Origin of the sequence: Paenibacillus riograndensis SBR5 (assembly GCF_000981585.1) — a bacterium.
GTDB lineage: Bacteria > Bacillota > Bacilli > Paenibacillales > Paenibacillaceae > Paenibacillus_AQ > Paenibacillus_AQ riograndensis.
Genome location: NZ_LN831776.1, coordinates 4819478 through 4839968, shown reverse-complemented (window position 1 = coordinate 4839968; position 20491 = coordinate 4819478). Strand labels below are relative to the sequence as shown.

The window sequence follows — 20491 nt, the reverse complement described above, 5'->3', positions numbered from 1 at the left end:
GCCTTATTTTTGCGTGGTCACGCAAAATGTACAATAATTTACTGTAAATGATATTATGATATAGAACTAGATGCGGCGGCAATCGTATTGGGTTTCATAATCAGAAAAAATGTTAAGAAAGCGCACTATACTGTGTTGAAGATTGCAGAATGCTGTGAATTGAAGGAGTCTTTCATGAAAAAGAGTCAACGTGCTGCTTGCATATTTTTAATCGTTGTACTTGGTTTGTTGCTCTCAGGGTGCTTCCCGAAGTCGGATAATGCAGCGGATACAGCGGAACACGGGGGGAAAGTCGTGCTGACCTATTGGGATGAGAATGCCGGTCCCAGCCGTACGCCAATTCTCCAGGAGCTGCTTCGCCGTTTTGAACAGAAGAACCCCGATATTCAAGTGAAATACGAAGGCATGCCCGCCGGTATCAATAAAGCTAAATATGATCTGGCTGTAGCTTCTGGCGACCTGCCCGATGCAGGGGGAATCAACGGAGAGTGGATAGCGGATTATGCAGCCAAAGGTGTGCTTCTGCCCCTGGACGCTTACTTTGCCGACTGGCCGGAGCGGGGGCAGATTGACCCTTCTTTTATTGACTATAACCGTTCGCTTACGCAGGACGGTAAGCTGTATCAGATTCCTTCCACCTATTATTTAGACGTATTCTGGTACCGTTCCGACTGGTTCGCTGCGGCCGGGCTGCCCCGGCCGCAGACCTGGGAGGATATCTTCCGGAGCGTGAGAGTGTTGGCGAATACCCGTCAGGGGAGCTTTGGATATAGCCTGCGGGGCGGTGAAGGCAGCGTGGCCCAATTAACCTCCCTCATGTACGCATACTCGGGGATTACCGGCTCTTTTCGGACAGACGGCTCCAGTACGGTGAATGATCCGGTACATATAGAATTTCTCAAACGCTATCTCGCCCTATACAAGGCTTACACCCCTGCCAGCGATATTGTCAGCGGCTATAAGGAAGTGGTGGCGAATTTTGATTCCGGCCGGGCTGCCATGATTCAGCATAATCTGGGCTCCTATCAAGACCACAAAAAGGCGCTGGGCACAGGCCACTTTGACGGTGTGCTGCTTCCGCCCTCCATAAATGGCACAAGAACCTTATTTGGAAATGCCAACGGCTACGGCATCATGAGGACGACGCGGCATCCTGATGAAGCATGGCGGCTTATCCGTTACCTGCTGTCCGAGGAAAGCCAGATCTATTGGAACAGCCAGGTGGGACAGATTCCCACCAATTTGAAAGCGTGGAATGATCCATATTTCCTAAGCCATCCTGTGCTGAGGGAGGCTATTGAAGCTTTTCGGAGCCCGGATACAGCATTTGTACGCGCTCCTTATGAGCTGCCCGATTATCCCAGTCTGATCCGTCTGATCGAACCGGAGTTTCAGCAAGTCCTGGCGGGAACGATGGATGTGGAGCATTTTCTGAATTTCTGGGCACAGTTGATGGAGAATTCCCGCAGGCAGCATCTTCATTCCAATGAAGAGCAGCCTCAGGAGCAGGGCTAGAGAGGAAGATGGTATGCGCTGGATTTTCAACCGGCCTCTAAAATCGACGATCATGAGGCTATTTATCCCGATGATATTAGTGTTCGTCCCGATTACAGGGACTGTTTCCTATATACTGGCCTCGCAGCAACTCAAAATCAATGCGGAGACAAGCTTGAACGATACCTTGTCCCAGACCCGGGATTTTATGAATGACAGGCTGACTGCAGTGCTGGCAGAAATGGCAGTGCTGGATGGCAGCACTGAGCTGCGCAGCCTTTTTTACCGCGCGAACCGGTCTGATTTCTCCATGACTCCGCAGGACTATTTGACGGTGGGCCGCAATATCGACAAAGTGTATGCTAATCTCTATTCGATCATCGACTCCATTCTGGTATATTACCGGAACGGCGCTATATCGATGTACCGCCGGGATTCCCTCCATACGGATTTTTCGTATGATATGAGCCCATATCCCGGGTATTCAGGAGGAAACACCGCTCAAATGCGCTGGTTGATTCCCGCCTCTAACCGGCTGGAGAACGATGGAGGAAACACGGCCAGTCTATACAAATGGATCGCCGGCGGTGACGGGAAACCGGACGGGATGCTTTTGCTGCAATTGAAGGAGCAATTTTTCCTGGAGATGCTCTCCACTCCAAAAATCAGTGCAAGCGGGTATATGCTACTGGCAAGCCCAGACGGCACGGTCAGCGCCAAAGCTGCATCCGCCGGAGATGCCCGGGTGGATGACGAAGCGCTGCGCAGCATGCTAATGGCGCAGACAGAGGCCTCCGGCAAACTGGAAATGACGAGCCGGACCGGTATGCGGATCGTCGTACTCTACGAGACCATCGCGATTAACAACTGGCGGCTGGCAGTGGTTTACCCCCAGGCAGAAATTTATGAGAAGGTCAATTATATCAAATATGTAAACCTGGTGGTGACGGCTGCCGTGGTTATTGCAGTAGCGCTTTTGGCCCGGGTGCTGGCAAAGCTTATCGCCAGACCCGTGACCCGGCTGACCCGGCAGGTCAACAGTATCGAAGAGGGTCATCTGGATGTTCAGATTATAGAGTCGGATAATTATGAAATCGGTATCCTGAGCAAAGGGATCAAGGATATGATGGAGAGGATCAAGCATCTGCTGTCCCAGGTGGAGTACGAGCAGGAGCAGAAACGGATCTCCGAGTTTGCCGCTCTTCAGGCGCAGATTCATCCTCATTTTCTATACAATACTCTATATTCTATTAAACAGTTGTGTGAGTTGGGGGAGACAGCGGAAGCTTCCCGGATGATCTCGGCACTCTCCCATTATTTCCGGATCAGCATCAGCCGCGGCGATGAGTTGATCCCGGTGGAGACTGAACTGGAGCACATCCGTCAGTATCTGACGATTCAACAAATGCGCTACGGGGATTCGATCCGCTATGAGATGGATGTTGCTCCTGAGATGCTATCGGTTCCCATCGTCAAATTAACTTTACAGCCGTTGGTGGAGAATGCCATTTACCATGGAATCAAGAAGGTCCGGCGGCCGGGATTCATCCATATCAGCGGCCGGATGGAGGGGGAACTCTGCCGGATTCGTATAGAAGATAACGGATTTGGCATGGATCAGAGGCAACTGGACAGACTGAACCTTGCCTTGGCAGCGGGGGAAGAGCCGCAGGAGGAACCGCCCGTGGGCTTCGGGGTCCGCAATGTTCACCGCCGGCTGCAGCTTCATTATGGAAGCAGCTTCGGTCTTGCCTACGACAGTACCGAGGGACAAGGCACCACGGTTACGGTTACCTTCCCGCTTAGCGGAGGTAAGGAATAGAGAACCCAAGCAATGGAGGAACAGCCATGTGGAAGCTAGTGCTAATCGATGACGATCATATTATTCTGCGGGGGTTAAGCCGTAATATTCCATGGGAGGAATATGGCTTCGAGGTCTCTGCTTCTGCCCACGACGGAGAAGAAGGGCTGGATGCTGTAGAGAGGGAGCGGCCGCATGTCGTCATTACGGATATCCGGATGCCGTTCATGGACGGTCTGCAGTTGACCGAGGCCATTAAGAGTAAGTTTCCTGACGTGAAAATCATTCTTATGACCAGCTATGATGAGTTTGAATTCGCCCAAAAAGCGCTGAAGCTGAAGGTTTTCGATTTTGTCCTGAAGCCGGTGGAGAATGACAAACTGCTGGAGGTTGCCCTGCGGGCGGCTGCAGAATGGGAACAGGAACGGGCTCTGGCTAAAAAGGTGCTGGAAGGAGTTCCCTTTCTGCGGCAGCGATTCTATGAGAATCTGTTGCGGGGAAAGTATCGGCAAGAGGAAATAGATCATGAGCTGGCGTTTCTGGAGCTTCCCTTGAAGGCGGAACGTTACGCTGTTCTCCTGATTATAGCTGACGACTATTACGAAACAGGAGCCGGAAACCGGTTTGGGCAGGAGCTGCTGAAATACTGCATACACAACATATCCCTGGAGGTGCTGGATTCTCTTGGCGAAGGAGTTGTATTTGAGCTTGGGGAGGATGAGATTGCAGTCATTTGCACCGGTTCTGCAGACCAGCAGGCTATGGAAAGAAAGGTGATGCAGATGGCGGAGCATATCCGTTACAACGCTGAAGTCTATCTGAAGACCACAGTTACCGTAGGTACAGGTCCGGTCTGCAGTGAGCTGACCGGTATTGCCCAATCCTACCATGAAGCCAAGGCAGCTACAGATTTCCGTCATATAGCGGGTACCAATCAGGTCCTGTCGTTCCGGGATACAAAGGTGAAGCAGCATGTGTCCGGCCATCCCGCCGTCAACGGGGGCTGGGAGGCCGATCTGGGCATGAATATTAGGCTGGGCTTTGTTCAAGAGGCTTTGCTGGTGCTGGAGCATATGGAGAAGCAAATCCAATCCGCTCCCATTACTTTGGAACGCCTTCGTCTGCTCGGTATTGAGATCGTGCTGGTCATCGTCAACACCTTTCAGAGCTGGAGCGAACCGCCGTATGACCGGGAGCGGGTGGAGGAGCTATTGCAGGAGCTGCCCAAAATCCGTACTGCCAAAGACATATTTCAAAACTTGAGAGCATTGATCCGTGACGCTGCCGCCGGTGTCAATGACAGCCGGAGTACGCAGCAGAAACGGCAGGTGGATCAGGCTGTGGATTACATCTTGAAGAATTACATGAAGGAAGGACTGTCGCTCCAGGATGTCGCCGATCAGGTGCATCTGAGCACCAGTTATTTCAGCATGATTTTCAAAAAACAAACCGGTACAACCTTCAGCGAATTCCTCCAGGACGTACGCATGAAAAAGGCCGTGGAGCTGCTGCGCGGAGAGGAAATGAGAACCTATGAAGTAGCCAGCCGGGTAGGATACACCAATCCGCGGCATTTCAGCGTCCTTTTCAAGAGACATACCGGCAAAACCCCGTCGGAATTCAAGCAGTTGCCCTAGTAAAAAAAGATTCGTGAAACAATTCACACATTTACCACATTTCACTCCCGAGATCATAAAATCCCGAACAGTTTGCATGGGATTGTGTACATTCCCCTTCGCTATAATCAAGACGGGGAAGTTGAATACGATCACAACAAATTGAGTTGACCTTAAGGAGTGCAAGGAAATGGGAAAAAAGAAAGTGACAATTCCGGTTAGTATCGGGTATGGCTTAACCGATTTAATGGGTGGGGGTGCGTTTACCATAATTGGGGCATGGCTGATGTTCTATTATACGACTTTCGTGGGAATGTCACCGGTGAAAGCGGCTTCTATTGTGGCTATCGCGAGAATCGTCGATGCAGTCATCAGCTTGTTTATGGGCAGCATCACTGATCATTTTTATAAAACGAAGCTAGGCAAGAAATTCGGCCGACGGAGATTTTTCCTGCTGGTCGGATCGCCTTTAATGATTGTTTACGCGTTGCTGTGGATTGACGGTATGAGTTATGCGTTCTATCTGGTCTGTTACCTCATGTTTGAAATTATTGCCGCGCTTGTATTGATTCCGTGGGAAACCTTGCCTTCTGAAATGACGAAGGATTTCACAGAAAGAACGAAGCTGTCCACCTGCCGTATGTTTATTTCTGCGCTGGGCACCTTCCTGGCCACCTTTGTTCCGGGTCGTCTCATCAAATATTTTGGGGATGACACTTCCTATGCTTATTTTCTGAATGGTCTTATCTTTGCCGTCCTGTTCGCGGTTTGCATCTTTATCACCTATAAAGTAACTTGGGAAAGAGAACTAACGCCTGCGATGCTGGAAGAATTGGAGAAGGGCCAAACCAGGCAGTCTTTTGCTGACCGGATACTCGCACTACGCAATATGTTGAAAGACTATGCATCCACCTTCAAAATCAGAGCTTTCCGCAAGCATTTGGCGATTTACCTGCTTTCTTTTACCGCTAAAGATATTTTTAACACCGTATTTGTATTTTTCTGTGTGTATTGTTTAAGTATTTCTTCCTCTCAAGCTGCCGATCTGCTGTCTTTGAGTATTATCGGTTTGCCGATTACCCTTTTGGCTGGCTTTGCCATCATCAAATTCGGACCGTCACGGTTATACACCGTATCCTATTCGTCTATGATTTTATGTCTGGCAGGCTTTTACATGATATATCTATACGATCCTTCCTCCAAAATAGCCATTATGTATGTGCTTGCGGTTGTGTACCAAATGGGAAGAAGCTTACTGGAGTTTACACCATGGAACGTGTTTCCCTTCATTCCGGACGTGGACGAGGCGGTAACCCAAAAAAGACGTGAAGGCCTGTTTGCTGCAGTCATGACCTTTGGGCGGAAAACGACAGTGGCATTAGCAACTTTTATCGTCGGAATTGTTCTTGAAGAGGGCGGCTTTGTCAAAGGCCAGCAGTATCAATCACCGGAAGCCATTAGCGTAATTGCCAATACCCTGATGTTCGGAGCAAGCGCATTGCTCGTGCTGGCCCTGATCTTTGCATGGACCTTCAAGCTGAACAAGAAAACCCACGGTGTATTGGTAAAAGAGGTTGACCGGTTAAAGCTCAACGGTTCCAAATCACAGGTTGATCCAGAAACCCAAAAGATTGTTGAAGACTTAACAGGCTATAAATACGAGAAGATATGGAATCAATAAGCGAATCCTTCGCTTTGACCCGCACGCAAGTCAGGACACTAACACCTCCCCGCCAGTGTGAATAATTATTCCAAGAAGCTTCTGCTGATTTTTGGCAGGAGTTTTTTGTTTAGTTGTATAGATTCATAACAATCGTAATATTCTTCCATCTCATAGTATAATGCACCTATAGGTCATGAATGAATTGTGTTGTAAAAGACGGAACGGGAAATGAGCTGAAGCCACATGAAGGATACGTGTATGAACAAATATGAGGGCATAGGAATCAGTGCCATAAAATATGCAGTATTGAATTTGATTCTAATATTTAAGAAGGACAACACTCAACGGGAAAGTGAGGAACACTCTAATGGAAATTGTAAAGCTTGGAAATACGGGCTTGGATGTCTCCCGGCTGTGCCTGGGCTGTATGAGCTTTGGTGAAGCAGATCGATGGGTCCATCCCTGGGTATTGGATGAAGACCGCAGTCGTATTATTATCAAACAAGCCCTTGAACTGGGTATCAATTTTTTTGACACGGCGAACGTATATTCAGATGGAACAAGCGAGGAAATTGTGGGCCGGGCTTTGAAGGATTATGCCCATCGGGATGAAATTGTCCTGGCGACGAAAGTACATTTTCGTATGCATCAAGGCCCCAATGGGGCCGGACTTTCCCGGAAGGCGATTATGAGTGAAATCGATAAAAGTCTGAAGCGGCTGGGAACCGATTATGTGGACCTGTACCAGATTCACCGCTGGGATTACCATACGCCGATCGAAGAGACGATGGAAGCCCTGCATGATGTGGTTAAGGCCGGGAAGGCAAGATATATTGGGGCTTCAGCCATGTTCGCATGGCAGTTCCTGAAGGCACTGCATGTTGCTGAAAAACATGGATGGACCCGGTTTGTATCGATGCAGAATCATTTGAACCTCTTATACCGTGAAGAGGAGAGGGAAATGCTCCCGCTATGCAAGGAAGAAAAAATCGCTGTCATTCCCTATAGCCCGCTGGCCTCTGGCAGATTGACGCGGGACTGGTCCGAATCCACACACCGCTCCGAGACTGACCAGGTCCAAAAATCCAAATACGATGCCACGGCAAAGACTGACCGCCTGATTGCAGAACAGGTTGCAGCAATCGCAGAACAACGCGGTGTTCCACGCGCTCAAGTTGCCCTGGCCTGGTTATTGCAGAAAGAACCCGTGACCGCTCCCATTATCGGTGCTACCAAAATCTCCCATCTCGAAGATGCGGCAGCCGCGCTGTCCATCACGCTAACACCCGAAGAAATCGCTTCGCTGGAAGAGCCGTATGTTCCGCATCCGGTGGTTGGTGCTCTATAAAAGAATCAGCGGCAGACATGGACGAGAAAACCAGTCCTGGACTGCCGCTGTTTTTTGGAGGCTAACGTTATCAATGGAAACAATTGATAGCCGGCTTGTCAGATTATATTCTTAATTGTGGTTTATATAGTTGCATTATTCTACAGGAAATGATATTTATGTATGTATATAACAGGACTTTATGCACGCTCTAAAGTTCACCTTGTAATGTTAATATCTACAATAAGGTATTGTTTAGAAAGCGCTTTCCAAAATAATGAAAGGAGATAAATGAATGCGGGAAAAAATCATAATCATTGATGATGATACTGAAACTCGCAAGTTGTTGGTTCAATCCTTACTAGAGCATGGATATGAAGCTGTTGGATATACTCACAGCGGACAAGCATTGGTCAGCTTCATTCATTCTCACGATCCTGATTTAATTATTCTTGAACTGTCAATGCCAGGGGCGGACGGCTTGAACTTATGCACCGAATTGCGCAAATTCAGTGATAAACCAGTGCTTTATACAAGTCATCAAACCGATGATTATCTCAGGATTGAAGCCTTGAACCGGGGGGCAGATGAGTTTATTGCCAAACCCTACAGCTTTGAAGTATTGCTTGCCCGAATCAGAGCACACCTCCGCAGGTATAAACGGGCTTTCCCTGTTAATCAGCGTCATTTGATACTCTATCCAGGCCTGCAGATTGATCCTACTACCCACTCAGTAATCGCCTATGGCAGGGAAGTCTCTTTATCTTCTAAAGAATTCCGACTCCTTGTTGTTCTGGCAAAAAATCCAAACCGCGTATTTCCCACCGAAACCTTATATGATCTGATTTGGAATGACATGAAGCAAGGGGACATACGAACCGTCATGGTTCATATTTATAACTTGCGGCAAAAAATTGAGAAAACCCCGAGTGAACCGCTATATATCCATACTGTCAGAGGTGTCGGTTACAAATTTAACGGATCGGTCTCACTAATGACGGAATCCTTAGACGCATGAATTTAAAGCACCGCATATCGAATAATCTATAACTTTTCGTGAATACTCCCACCGCCTATAGAGGCGGGGGCTTCTTGTTTCGACGATCGCTGCCTTTTTGTAGAAAGGTCTTACATGATCTCCACAAGCGTTCGATGCAGTATGCATCCCGTTCGGGGCAAACCCTCCCTACGGCGATCAATCCATCATGCACTGATTTTCAAAGCCCGCTGCAAAATGACCTTAGCGGATACGATGTCTCGGTCCTGCACCCATCCGCATCTTTTGCATTCATGAAGCCGAATAGCCAACGTTTTCGGCACATCCGCGCCGCATATACAGGTCTGCGATGTGCCGTGGGCAGGCACTTGTACGAATCGCTTCCCCTGTCTTTCCGCTTTATACGACAGATACGTCATGAACTTTCGCCATCCGGCATCCGCGATGCTTTTGGACAGCCGGCGATTTCGGAGCATGTTTTTCACTTTCAATTGCTCCACCGCGATCAGATCATGCTTCATGACGATACGATAAGATTGTTTATGCAAAAAATCGTTGCGCTGCCGCGCGACTTTCTGGTGGATTTTCGCGACCTTCCGTTTGGCTTTCTGCCGATTGCAGGAACCGCGTTGTTTGCGGGATAGCCGCCGCTGGGCGCGTCTGAGCCGCTTCTCCGCTCTTCGCAGATGCCGCGGGTTGTCCACTTTCGTCTCGTCGGACAGCGCCGCAAACGTGCGCAGCCCTACGTCGATGCCCACGGCCGCATCCACCGACTGGCCTGCTTCCACTGCCGCCAGCTTCACGCCTATATTTGCCATCCACCCGTCTGCATATCGTTTTACATTGATTTGGGTCACGTTTGCCCGGTCGAATGGACGGTGTGCATGCATGCGGACCCAGCCGATTTTGGACAAATAGACGGATCCCTCGTGGGCCAATGTCTTGGCTACCGCACCAGGCTGGGGGTATGTAAAAGAGAGATATCGGTCGGCCGACTTGTAATGGGGAAACCCCGCCTCCCCGCGAAAGAATCGCTGATAGGCATCATCCAGCCGTCGCAGGCAATCCTGCAGCACTTGCGAATGAACGGCTTTATATTCGGGGAATTCCTTCTTGAAGGCGGGCAATTCGTCCTGCTGCATGGCATAGGTGACGGGTTTACCCTCCTGAGTGTAGGCGGTATCTCGTTGCTCCTTAGCCCGATTGTACAGCTTCTGGCACAACCTCAACGTTCGAATCATGAGTTGCTCCTGTTTGGGAGTTGGATAGAGGCGAAACTGATAAGTGATTTGCACGAAAGGTCACCACCTTGATCGGATCATATGTTCCTATTATATCACACAAACATCCAACATCTATCCTCTTATTGGAAAAAGATAGGATGATTTTGTCGCCCAAGGGCACACACAATAGAACATGCATTTAGGCTTCGCCTAACCGAGATTCATCCCCTACCTGCAGAGGAAGGGGACTTCTCTCAGAAGGCCGTTAAAAACATATTTCATTACTTTAACTAGACTTTAACATAAGTTGGTAATATGGACTTGAGTGCAAACGATTGCAATCCGAAAAATCCAGCTTTTTTAGTAGTATACCGCCGGCTGGTTTTCGGATCACGCCACTCGTTTCATACCAAAAGGTCCAGGAGGAGAAAAAAGCTAATGGTAAAAAAAAGTTGCAAAGTTTTACTAAGCATAATGCTGCTCTGCTCAATGCTATGGAGCGTTGCAGTATTGCCAGCGGGACAAGCAACAGCAGCCACAGTACCCCCCACAGCAACGGACACAGCAGCACCTGCAGCAACCAGCAGCGGCGGACAGCAGCAAGAAGCAAGCCCATTCAGCTGGGATAATGCAAACGTTTACTTCGTCATGACAGACCGTTTCAACAACGGTAATACCAGCAATGACGGCGCTTATGGCAGACCTAAGACAGATGCGTGGGGCTCGAATGTGGGTACATTCCACGGCGGAGATATTAAAGGTTTGACACAGAAGCTGGAGGAAGGCTATTTCACAGACTTGGGTACAAATGCAATTTGGATCACAGCTCCTTGGGAACAAATGCACGGCTGGGTAGGCGGTAAAGATGGTGACTTTGCTCACTATGGCTACCATGGCTATTATGCACTTGATTTCACTGCAATGGATAAGAGCATGGGTACCATTGCTGAAATGCGCGAGTTCGTTGATCTTGCTCATGCCAAAGGAATTCGTGTTGTCCTTGACGTGGTTATGAACCATGTCGCTTATCCGACACTTGTAGATATGGCGGAATACGGATACGGTGACCGCGGCGGACTCGCCGGCAGCTGGATTCCGGATAAAGGCCAAGGCCAGAACTGGCACACGCATAATAACATTATGAACACCAATAATTCCAGTGCATGGGCTTCCTGGTGGGGCAGCAGTTGGATTCGTGCCAACAATATTGCAGGTTACGATCAATGCGGCGGCAGCGATCAGACGCTGTGCGTAGGGTTCCTGCCGGATATCAAGACCGAATCCACTAGTGGCACCGGCTTGCCGCCGGTACTGAAGACAAAGTTCAACAAAGAAGCAAGCGGTTACGACAACTGGATCGTTCCGGCTGCCAAGCAATACCGCAAAGACCTGAACATCGCCCCTAAGGATTACATGATCAAATGGCTGTCTGCATGGGTTGAAGAATTCGGAATTGATGGTTTCCGTATCGATACTGCGAAGCATGTTCAAGCAGATAGATGGAAAGAACTCAAAACAAGCGCAAGCAGTTCCCTTGCGAAATGGAGACAGAACAACCCGACGAAACCGGGAGCAGATTGGACAGATAACTTCTGGATGACCGGGGAAGTTTGGGGTCATGGCCTCGGAAGAACCGGCACTTATTTCGATAACGGGTTCGATTCCTTAATCAACTTCTCCTTCCAAAGCGCTAATATAAGCGACCTGGAAGGGCTCTTCTCCCGGTATGCAAGTGAATTAAACGGAGATCTGCCTAACTACAATATGCTCAGCTACCTTTCTTCCCACGATAAAGGGTTGTACAACCGTGGAAACCTGATTCAGGCAGGTACCGCGCTTCTGCTTCTTCCAGGCGGAGTGCAAACCTTCTATGGAGATGAAACAGCAAGACCGTTCGGGCCTACCGGCTCTGACCAGGATCAAGGCTCGCGTTCACAGATGAACTGGAGCAGCATGAACCAAAGTGTTCTGTCACACTGGCAGAAGCTTGGACAATTCAGAAACAATCACATTGCGGTAGGCGCAGGAACGCATAAGAAAATTGCGGACGGTCCGTATACGTTCTCACGCACCTATGAGACAGGTGATGTTCTGGATAAAGTAGTCGTGGCTACAGGAGCCTCCGGAACTGTGGATGTGAATGTATCCGGCATCTTCCCGGATGGGACTACTGTCCGCGATGCTTACACGAAAAACGAAGTGGTTGTAAGCGGAGGCAAGGCCAGATTTACCGCCGGAACCAACGGTGTTATTCTGATTGAAAATGTTGGCGTAAATAAGAAGTTCCCGGTTCTGACTGCTTCACCCGCAGGCGGTAAATTCAAAACCGGAACGACCACTGTAACGTTGTCGATCAAGAATGCGGACAGCGGCAAGTACACGCTGGATGGCAGTGATCCGATTAACGGGACTGCATTTACCAATGGAACAACAATCCCGATTGGCGCAGACATGGCTATTAATGACACGAAAACGCTGAAGATGTACGCTACGAATGAAAATGGCGAAGGGACTGCTTCGTACGAGTTCACGAAGGGCGATCCCAACGCCAAGCTGGAAGTCTACTTCAAGAAACCGTCCGGATGGGGAGCACCATCCATCTACTTCTATGACACAGCACCAAAGGATAATGACCCAACCTGGGCTACAGCTCCGGCTATGACAAACGCTGGCGGAGACTGGTATGTCTACAGCTTCGACAAGGCTGAACAAGCTACGGTTATTTTTAAAGATGCTACTGGCAAACAATTGCCTGCCCAAAACCAGGCTGGCTTCACCCGAACAACAACAGGCTGGTATGACGGAAGCGTGTGGTCCGATACAGATCCGCGTGTCGTAACTAAACCGACGGCTCCAACAAACCTAGCTAGTTCTGTGAAAACAGACAAAACAGTAACATTGACGTGGAATGCGTCCACCGACAGCTCCGGAATTGCCGGATACGACGTATACCGCAACAATGCGAAGGTTGGATCGTCCGCAACAACAACTTATAAGGATACAGGCTTGACTGCAGAAACAACGTATACCTACAAAGTGATTGCAAAGGGCCAATCCGGCGGCACATCCGATCCAAGTAACGAGCTCAGCGTTAAGACTTTGCCGTCTGGGCAAGGCAATGGCAACACCGCTACGATTTACTACAAAAAAGGATATGCAACTCCCTATATTCACTACCGCGCTGAAGGTGGCAACTGGACAGCCGCCCCTGGCGTGAAAATGGAAGATTCTGAAATTCCTGGGTATGCTGTGTACACGATTGACCTGGGAACCTCAGCAACACGCGCAGAGGTTGCTTTCAACAATGGCAGCGGTCAATGGACAGCAACAATCAGAAGAACTATTTCTTCAGCAAAGGCGACAATACCTATGATTCAGGTAAAGTGACTGCCGGTAAACCGGGATCTCCCAATCCGGGCAATAAAGTTACCGTTTACTACAAAGAGGGCTGGACAAATGTTAACATTCATTATCGTGCTGAGGGTGGCACATGGACATCCGCTCCAGGCGTGAAGATGGAGAATGACCCGTCGAACCCTGGCTACAAAAAAATAACGGTTGATGTTGGAACCGCCAGCCGTTTGGAAGCTTGCTTTAATAACGGAAGCATCGTTTGGGACAGCAACGGTCAGAAGAACTACTTCTTCAACACAGGCGACAATATTTACATTCCCGGCAACAACAATGCTCCTGGACAAGTGAAGCTTGGGGAGAAGCCGGCAGGTTCCGACACGACTGCTCCTTCAATCCCGGCTAACCTGGCTGGTAATCTCAGCAGTGGAACTCCTAAGACGGTCACTTTGACTTGGAGTGCTTCTAGTGACAATGTTGGCGTAGCAGATTACCAAATTACCCGTAAGGCTGGTACAAGCACGGAGACATTTACGGTGAAGGCGACAACTTATATCGACAGCACGGTGAAGGAAGGGACGACTTACAAGTACCAGGTCCGTGCCCGTGATGCTGCAAATAATTTCTCCGCTAACAGCAATGAAGTAACCATCGAAGTACCGGGCGCTGGTGATATTATCGCACCCTCGGCGCCAACAAATGTAAAAGGTACAGCAACTTCTGCCAGTGTTGCCCTTCAGTGGACAGCTTCAACGGATAATGTGGCGGTAGCAGGTTACGAGATCTACCGTGGCGCAGTGAAAGTAGGAACATCAACAACGCCTGCATTCACGGACACTGGTCTGGCTGAAGAAACACCGTATACCTACACGGTAAAAGCTTTCGATGCTGCAAATAACTTCTCAGCAGCGAGCGCTGAGCTTACAGTGGTGACATTAAAAGGAACGATCGTTATTCCTGGCGGGGACAAGCCATATTCCACTAACCCTTCGTTTGGTAAACGCGTATCCACTCCAATCACAATTGATGGAACTAACAGTGGAGAATGGACAGATGACATGCTGATTGCAATCGACATGGCCGGTGATGATCCGCGTACACTTGGCAGCAACTGGTCACTTCATGAAACGCCAATGGACCTCAGCCATCTGTGGGCTGCATGGGACAACGAGTTCCTGTATCTGGCTTGGCAGTATGTAGATGTTACAGACATCGTTGATCCTGCTAATGCTGGTTCGGCAGGCGGTACACCGATCCGCTCCATGGATATGCCGCAGACGATTGCGATAGATACGATTAGTGGTGCAGGTGCAACACATGATATGTGGAAGAAAAATGGAAATCAACCGCTCTGGGGCGGGCTGGATCTTCCCGATTATCAATTCAACATCGCTTCGAATATGTTCCACTCCGGTTACCTTTCCAGAGCCGTAAACGGTGTATTCCCGGTCGACGATGGCGGGGTGAACTATAAGACAGGGACAGCAGCAGGTATTACCGTTAAATTTGCTAAAGGTAAAGGTTATACTTCCCTGTGGGGCGTGAAAGATGCTGATGATGTTAATGATCCAAGCAAGCTCGTCAACTTCATGGCGCTTGGCCACGATTCCAATCGCGACACTTTCTATGAAGCGAAAATTCCGCTCAGCGCACTCGGAAATCCGGATATGGAGAACACGGGTATCGGCGTAATGCTGCACCAAGGCGAATACTCGCCAATGGACACCCTCCCAAATGATCCAGCGACTTCCGATACGCCAGGGATATCCGATTCCAACTCCCCTAAAGAGTGGAGTGACATCGATTTATTGACTGCTCCGTTCGCTCGCATCGGCAAATAATCGCGGACGGCTATTATTGAATTACAATTCCCCGCAACAACACAAAGAGGTCGGCCAAAATACAGGCTGATCTCTTTTCTAGTGGCAGCGCTTTAATGTGGCAAGCGGAGTATATGGAGATAAGGCTTCACGCGAGAAAAGAGTACATGTTAATCGGCCAAACGAAGTGGATTTTACTATTCCGAATACCAAGAACTTAACCGAGAGATTTCTTCGTTCATTAATGCCTATCACAAGAAGCTGTCCCTGCAAGAGTACGATGAGTTGGAAAAGTTCATTGATCTATTGGGGCAAAGTACCTCCATGTATTCAGCTGCCGCATATAAGGAAGGGTTTCGGCTGGGGGCGTTAATGATGATTGAGGTGATGGGGGCGGAGGGAAAGGCTGTTGGTGATTCAAGGGAATAACTCGATCTCTTAGGTATTCAGGGCCTATACTTTATTACTTCGAATTAATTAGCACTAGAATCTTCTATCTTATGGTAGAATTACCCTGAAATCCAAAAAAAGAAGGCTGAAAACGTGCAAATTGATAGAGGGGAATTCACAAATATCGGAAGTCATAAGCTGTTTAGGATGATCGAAGGGGGGGATGAACGATATCTCCCCGTAGTTTTTGAGCATGGTTGTGGTTCATCAGCCTTGTTATGGTCTCTTGTTGCACCTGAAATCGCCAGAATCACGACAACCATAGTTTATGATCGTGCGGGTTATGGATGGAGTGAATTAGGACCGTTCCCGCGCACCAATGAGCGATGTATCTCCGAACTGTATGAGTTATTACAGATAGAAGGAATCAAGGGACCCTATATTCTTGTTGGTCATTCGTATGGCGGCTTAAATGTAAGAATGTTTACCCACAAACATCCGGAACTAGTGGCAGGAGTAGTACTTGTGGATTCAATGCATGAAGATGAAATGACTGCCCGTTTTCCTGAAGAACATAGGAAGGGACAACTATTTGCGGTTAAATTCTTTTGGTTTTTACAAGTATTATCTAAAATTGGTATACTAAAGTTGTTGGCAGTTTTTAAAATTTTTCCTGGTTTCTCCAAGACCATAAGACCATTCCCGAAGCAAATTCAAGGTCTTTTATGGAAAATATCTTTTCAAAAAAAGTCTATGGTTACTGCATATAATGAGTTCTTAAACGTTCAGGACGGATATGCTAAAGTAAGAGGCTCGAAAATAAAAGATATTCCTTTAATCGTTATTAAGTCTGGAATAGTTAACGAATTTTATCCGGGGACGAAAGAAGAAGCAAAGAGAATCATAAGAGAGAAACTCAAGGAAGTGGCAAATGATATGAAAAATATGTCGGCTGATGGAAAAATGATTGAAGTCCATGATAGCGGACATAACATACATATTGATAACCCGCAGGTTGTTATTGATTCAATAGTTAAAATACTTAAAAAAACAGAAAAAACGGGCCTATTAAGCTAAACACGATCAATTATGGAATGAGCTGATCAGCGAAAGATGGATAAACAGCGGTTGATAAATATTTTTGATAGACAAGCTACCCAATATGACAAAAAAAGAGAAGATCCCAAACAACAGCGCTGGCGGCAGAATCTTATAGGTCACGCGAAGGGCAATGTGCTGGAACTTGCAGTAGGCACGGGTGCTAATTTCCCCTTTTATCCTCCGGAAGTCAAGATTACTGCAGCGGACTTTAGTAAGGAAATGATTGACAAAGCACGGCAGGCCGCAAGGTACCATCATCTGAATGCCGAATTTATGTGTTCCGATATGGAGGAAATCAACTTTTCCGATCAATCGTTTGATACTATTGTTTCCACATTATCCTTTTGCAGCTATAAGAATCCGCTAAGGATGTTGGATAAAGTCAACCGCTGGTGTAAACCGGACGGGGTAATCCTGTTCATGGAGCATGGGCTCAGTTCTAACTTTATGGTAGCTGTGATGCAAAAAGCGCTTAATCCGCTGCTATATCGTGTTTATGGATGCCATCATACAAGGGATATTATTGGACTGGTCCAGGAGTCACGTATGCAAATCGATAAAGTGGAAAGCCACTGGCTGAATATGGTTCATCTGATTTGGGCGAAACCAACAATATATAACTATAAGTTAGGAGAATTTTAAATGGATAGCATGATCTTTGATCTGGATGGAACGTTATGGGATTCCTTGGATGTTGTTGCAGATGTATGGAACAGAGTACTGAGCGAATATAAAGGGAGCATAGGGGAAGTAACTAAGGAAGATTTAAGAGGAATTATGGGTCTGCAAGCGGATGAAGCCGGCCGAAAAATGTTTCCTGGCTTAGATGAAGAGGCACAGCAAAAGATTCTAGGACAGTGTTATGATGCGGAGTGTGTGAGCCTGGCTGAACAAGGCGGAAGGTTATTTGAACAGTTGGAAGAGGTCCTTAAAGTTTTATCTGCAAAATATAAGCTGTTCATAGTGAGTAATTGCCAGGACGGATATATTGAAGCTTTTTATGAATATCATCAATTACAAAAGTATTTCGTAGACTTTGAGAATCCGGGGAGAACCGGGCTGTCCAAAGGTGAGAATATCAAACTGGTCATGGAAAGAAATAACTTAAAGAACCCTGTTTACGTAGGCGATACGGAAAAGGATTTGAAGGCTGCAAGATATGCCGGGATTCCTTTCGTATTTGCAAGCTACGGGTTTGGAGAAGTTAGTGATTATGATTATATCATTAATAGTTTCGAGGGGCTTTTGGAGTTGTTTTAGCTAGCGTTTCTGTACGAAAGGGGGAGATTCTATTTGGACTTAAAAGATATAGATTTCAAAAAGTGTCTGGATGAACTTGAGAGTACGGATTGGGGAGACGCCCCAATTCATTCAACAGGATTAATTATAAAAGTACATGAATTAAGAAAGCTGCCCTTAGAATATTGGACTAATGAAGATCTCAGACTAATGATACTTCAGCAAATTTCACTTGAATATTTAGTGCCCATTGCATTGTACAGACTTGCCAGGAATCCATTTAATTCAGGGGAATTATATGTGGGCGACTTGTTATATACAATTGTTAGAATTGAGGAGGATTTTTGGAAGCAACATAGTAGGTTGCACTATGAACTAGATAGCATAATAGATTCATTAAAGGTTGAGATAGAAACGTTCACTGAAATTATAAGCCATTACAAGCAGAGCTATGAATAAGTAATGTAATTGTCCATCACACATGGGGATGATAATTAAATTTTTATGAGAAATGAGGATGACCTTGAAAATTAGCACACAGGTTTATGTCAAAGGAAGCATAGAAGCTGCTGATTTCTATTGTAGTGCCTTTGGTTTAGAGAAAAGCTTGGAAATAAAAAATGAAGCGAAGAACGAATACATGCATTGCGAATTAACTTTAGATGGAAAGTTATTTATGGCTGTGAGTGAAGCACCAAAGAACTGTGACACGGGTGAAAAAAAGTCCTGGCAGACGATGGCATTTAATGTCTCTGACATAGGCAGTGAAGAAGCTGTTCGAAGGGCATTTGATGTATTGAGCAACGGGGGGAAGGTTATTGATTCTTTGGGTCCATGCGACTGGAACAGGTATTGTGCAAATCTGATTGATAAATATGGCGTGTTTTGGTGGATAGCCATTTAACAAAGGGAAGTCGGGCAGCCGGCTTCCCGGTTCTATGTTATACGCTGCCGCTCATAAAACTTTTGGTTAACTCATCAATAGACTCATAGCGGGCAACTTCCCTGCCGGCTTTTTTATATTCCTCAAGGTATTCGTCCATAATTCCCATAAAACGTTCCTGAAAAGCTTCCAGAGCATCCGCTGAGAAATGCTTCATGACATCGAACTTCGCGGTTCCCCGGCTAACCAGCATCTCATCCAGAAAATCCTGAGCGCTTAGTGCGGTAAGAAAGGCGTATGACTTATCCTTGGCCTGTGTGCTGGCAATGACCTTATTTCTCTGATTGGACCACAATTCTTCATATGTGCCTTTTAGATTATCATAGGTTGGAACCGGAGGTTCAACCAGTTCGGCTTGCATTTGATCATAAAGCACTGTTGTATTTTTCAATAGACGGAAGGCCATACTTCTGAGTTCATCCACCGACCGGGCATTTACCAGGTCCAGATAAGTTTGCTCGAAATGATGGGGCAAATATTTCAAGGGGCGCAGTTCTTCCAGATATCGCTTGATCCCTTGCTGAAAGAAAGTATTATTGAGACAATTAATCGCGTTGAAGAGTTCAAGAGCCAGATTGCCTGCCGCATAACGGACAGCACCGGTTTCCTCTGCCAACAAAGCTTCTGCATAATATTGCTTTGCCATACGGATATACGCCTGTGCCCTGGCAAGGGAGGTTTGGCCAATGGGCTTGGCCAGTTCATCAAGCGCCTTTTGCTGATAACCTTTCAATCTCTCCAAAAATTCGGGTTTTGCACAGTAAAGCACCTTCATATGGATAAGCGAAGAAACCATGGGACTTTCCAGATTCGCTTGCTGTTCAATGCGCGTATTCCACGGAGTGCAGTATAGATCATAACCAACGTCCTCCAAGATAAAGCAAGACGATATCTCCCAGCCTCTGTCGGTATTGTTGATGATGATCAGATCCAGGTCGCTTTTTTCATGAAAATCACCCGTTACAAACGAGCCCGAGAGCGCTATAATGGCGATGTCTTCCGGAAAATCACGTTTTACGCGCTCAATGACCATGTTGATGAGCCGTTCGTTTTTTTCAAGCAGTTTATGTTTCGTATGTTCATCCATAGTGTATAACCCCTTTAGTATGTTCGCCAGTATTTGCCACTCCAATATAACATGAGATGGATGCATCCTACCGTTCCAGAATTTTTTGAGCGAGAAAGCCCACTCCTTTATGTGTGGGATGATAGCGAGATTGGAACAGGCGTGTCCTAAGACACGTTAATGTTCCAACATTTCTTGGTTATCATGTTTCAGTTTTAAAAATAAATTGATACAATTAATGTATGGATAATTATAGAAGAACCAACACAACTGTATAGCTAATCCATGATCACTTTGTTTTTTGTCCACGATATCGAAAAAGAATCATTCTTTAAAATTGATGTTGAAAATAAATTTAAGGAGTTGATTAAAGAGGTTTGTGATGATTTAAAAATAGAGATTATCGCAATCGAAACAGATCAAGATCACGCACATCTATTTTTGAATGCTTTGCCGACTT

Annotated in this window: 15 protein-coding genes and 2 pseudogenes; 15 read left to right on the top strand and 2 right to left on the bottom strand. The window is 47.0% G+C overall.

Features of this window, described 5'->3' with window-relative positions:
- The first annotated feature begins 174 nt into the window (after positions 1 to 174).
- The 6 genes from PRIO_RS20530 to PRIO_RS20505 all read left to right on the top strand — a co-directional run bounded on the left by PRIO_RS20530 (position 175) and on the right by PRIO_RS20505 (position 8919).
- Positions 175 to 1515 (top strand): ABC transporter substrate-binding protein, encoded by a 1341-nt coding sequence (locus tag PRIO_RS20530; protein ID WP_046504437.1) that lies wholly within the window; start codon positions 175 to 177, stop codon positions 1513 to 1515.
- Between the two features lie 13 nt (positions 1516 to 1528).
- On the top strand, positions 1529 to 3316 hold the full coding sequence (locus tag PRIO_RS20525) for a sensor histidine kinase (protein WP_052741500.1): 1788 nt from the start codon (positions 1529 to 1531) through the stop codon (positions 3314 to 3316).
- A gap of 26 nt (positions 3317 to 3342) precedes the next feature.
- A complete protein-coding gene (locus PRIO_RS20520) occupies positions 3343 to 4932 on the top strand; it encodes a response regulator (protein WP_046504434.1) in 1590 nt (529 codons plus the stop codon).
- Between the two features lie 169 nt (positions 4933 to 5101).
- Complete coding sequence (locus PRIO_RS20515; RefSeq protein WP_046504432.1) at positions 5102 to 6592, top strand: MFS transporter; 1491 nt, start codon at positions 5102 to 5104, stop codon at positions 6590 to 6592.
- A 349-nt stretch (positions 6593 to 6941) separates the two neighbouring features.
- The gene (locus PRIO_RS20510) at positions 6942 to 7922 is read left to right on the top strand and encodes an aldo/keto reductase (RefSeq protein WP_020428537.1); all 981 of its coding nucleotides are present in this window, start codon (positions 6942 to 6944) and stop codon (positions 7920 to 7922) included.
- Positions 7923 to 8196: 274 nt separating this feature from the next.
- Positions 8197 to 8919 (top strand): response regulator transcription factor, encoded by a 723-nt coding sequence (locus PRIO_RS20505; RefSeq protein WP_046504429.1) that lies wholly within the window; start codon positions 8197 to 8199, stop codon positions 8917 to 8919.
- A 185-nt stretch (positions 8920 to 9104) separates the two neighbouring features.
- Here the strand turns inward: PRIO_RS20505 and PRIO_RS20500 are convergent, their stop codons facing one another.
- A complete protein-coding gene (locus PRIO_RS20500; protein WP_046504426.1) occupies positions 9105 to 10193 on the bottom strand; it encodes an RNA-guided endonuclease InsQ/TnpB family protein in 1089 nt (362 codons plus the stop codon).
- Between the two features lie 438 nt (positions 10194 to 10631).
- On the opposite strand from PRIO_RS20500, the gene PRIO_RS36935 reads away from it, so the two are divergent.
- The 8 genes and pseudogenes from PRIO_RS36935 (at position 10632) to PRIO_RS20460 (ending at position 18926) form a co-directional block, all read left to right on the top strand.
- Positions 10632 to 13508, top strand: a complete 2877-nt coding sequence (locus PRIO_RS36935) for an alpha-amylase family glycosyl hydrolase (protein ID WP_231869725.1) — start codon at positions 10632 to 10634, stop codon at positions 13506 to 13508.
- Positions 13439 to 15313, top strand: coding sequence for a carbohydrate binding domain-containing protein (locus PRIO_RS36930; RefSeq protein WP_046504423.1), 1875 nt, complete (start codon positions 13439 to 13441; stop codon positions 15311 to 15313). Before PRIO_RS36935 ends, PRIO_RS36930 begins: the two co-directional genes overlap by 70 nt.
- 192 nt (positions 15314 to 15505) lie before the next feature.
- A pseudogene (locus tag PRIO_RS36925) lies at positions 15506 to 15721 on the top strand (DUF6809 family protein); the annotation flags it as partial.
- 114 nt (positions 15722 to 15835) lie between these two features.
- Complete coding sequence (locus PRIO_RS20480) at positions 15836 to 16759, top strand: alpha/beta fold hydrolase (RefSeq protein WP_046504420.1); 924 nt, start codon at positions 15836 to 15838, stop codon at positions 16757 to 16759.
- A gap of 36 nt (positions 16760 to 16795) precedes the next feature.
- A complete protein-coding gene (locus PRIO_RS20475; RefSeq protein ID WP_020429493.1) occupies positions 16796 to 17425 on the top strand; it encodes a class I SAM-dependent methyltransferase in 630 nt (209 codons plus the stop codon).
- Complete coding sequence (locus tag PRIO_RS20470; RefSeq protein WP_046504417.1) at positions 17426 to 18043, top strand: HAD family hydrolase; 618 nt, start codon at positions 17426 to 17428, stop codon at positions 18041 to 18043.
- A 33-nt stretch (positions 18044 to 18076) separates the two neighbouring features.
- Complete coding sequence (locus tag PRIO_RS20465; RefSeq protein ID WP_046504414.1) at positions 18077 to 18481, top strand: contact-dependent growth inhibition system immunity protein; 405 nt, start codon at positions 18077 to 18079, stop codon at positions 18479 to 18481.
- Between the two features lie 58 nt (positions 18482 to 18539).
- Positions 18540 to 18926, top strand: a complete 387-nt coding sequence (locus PRIO_RS20460) for a VOC family protein (RefSeq protein ID WP_197545358.1) — start codon at positions 18540 to 18542, stop codon at positions 18924 to 18926.
- 37 nt (positions 18927 to 18963) lie between these two features.
- Here PRIO_RS20460 and PRIO_RS20455 read toward each other — a convergent pair whose 3' ends face one another.
- Positions 18964 to 20052 (bottom strand): nucleotidyltransferase domain-containing protein, encoded by a 1089-nt coding sequence (locus tag PRIO_RS20455; protein WP_046504412.1) that lies wholly within the window; start codon positions 20050 to 20052, stop codon positions 18964 to 18966.
- Between the two features lie 260 nt (positions 20053 to 20312).
- Between PRIO_RS20455 and tnpA the strand changes: the two are divergent.
- Positions 20313 to 20490 (top strand): annotated as a pseudogene (tnpA, locus tag PRIO_RS34990) (IS200/IS605 family transposase); the annotation flags it as partial.
- Between the last annotated feature and the right edge of the window lies 1 nt (position 20491).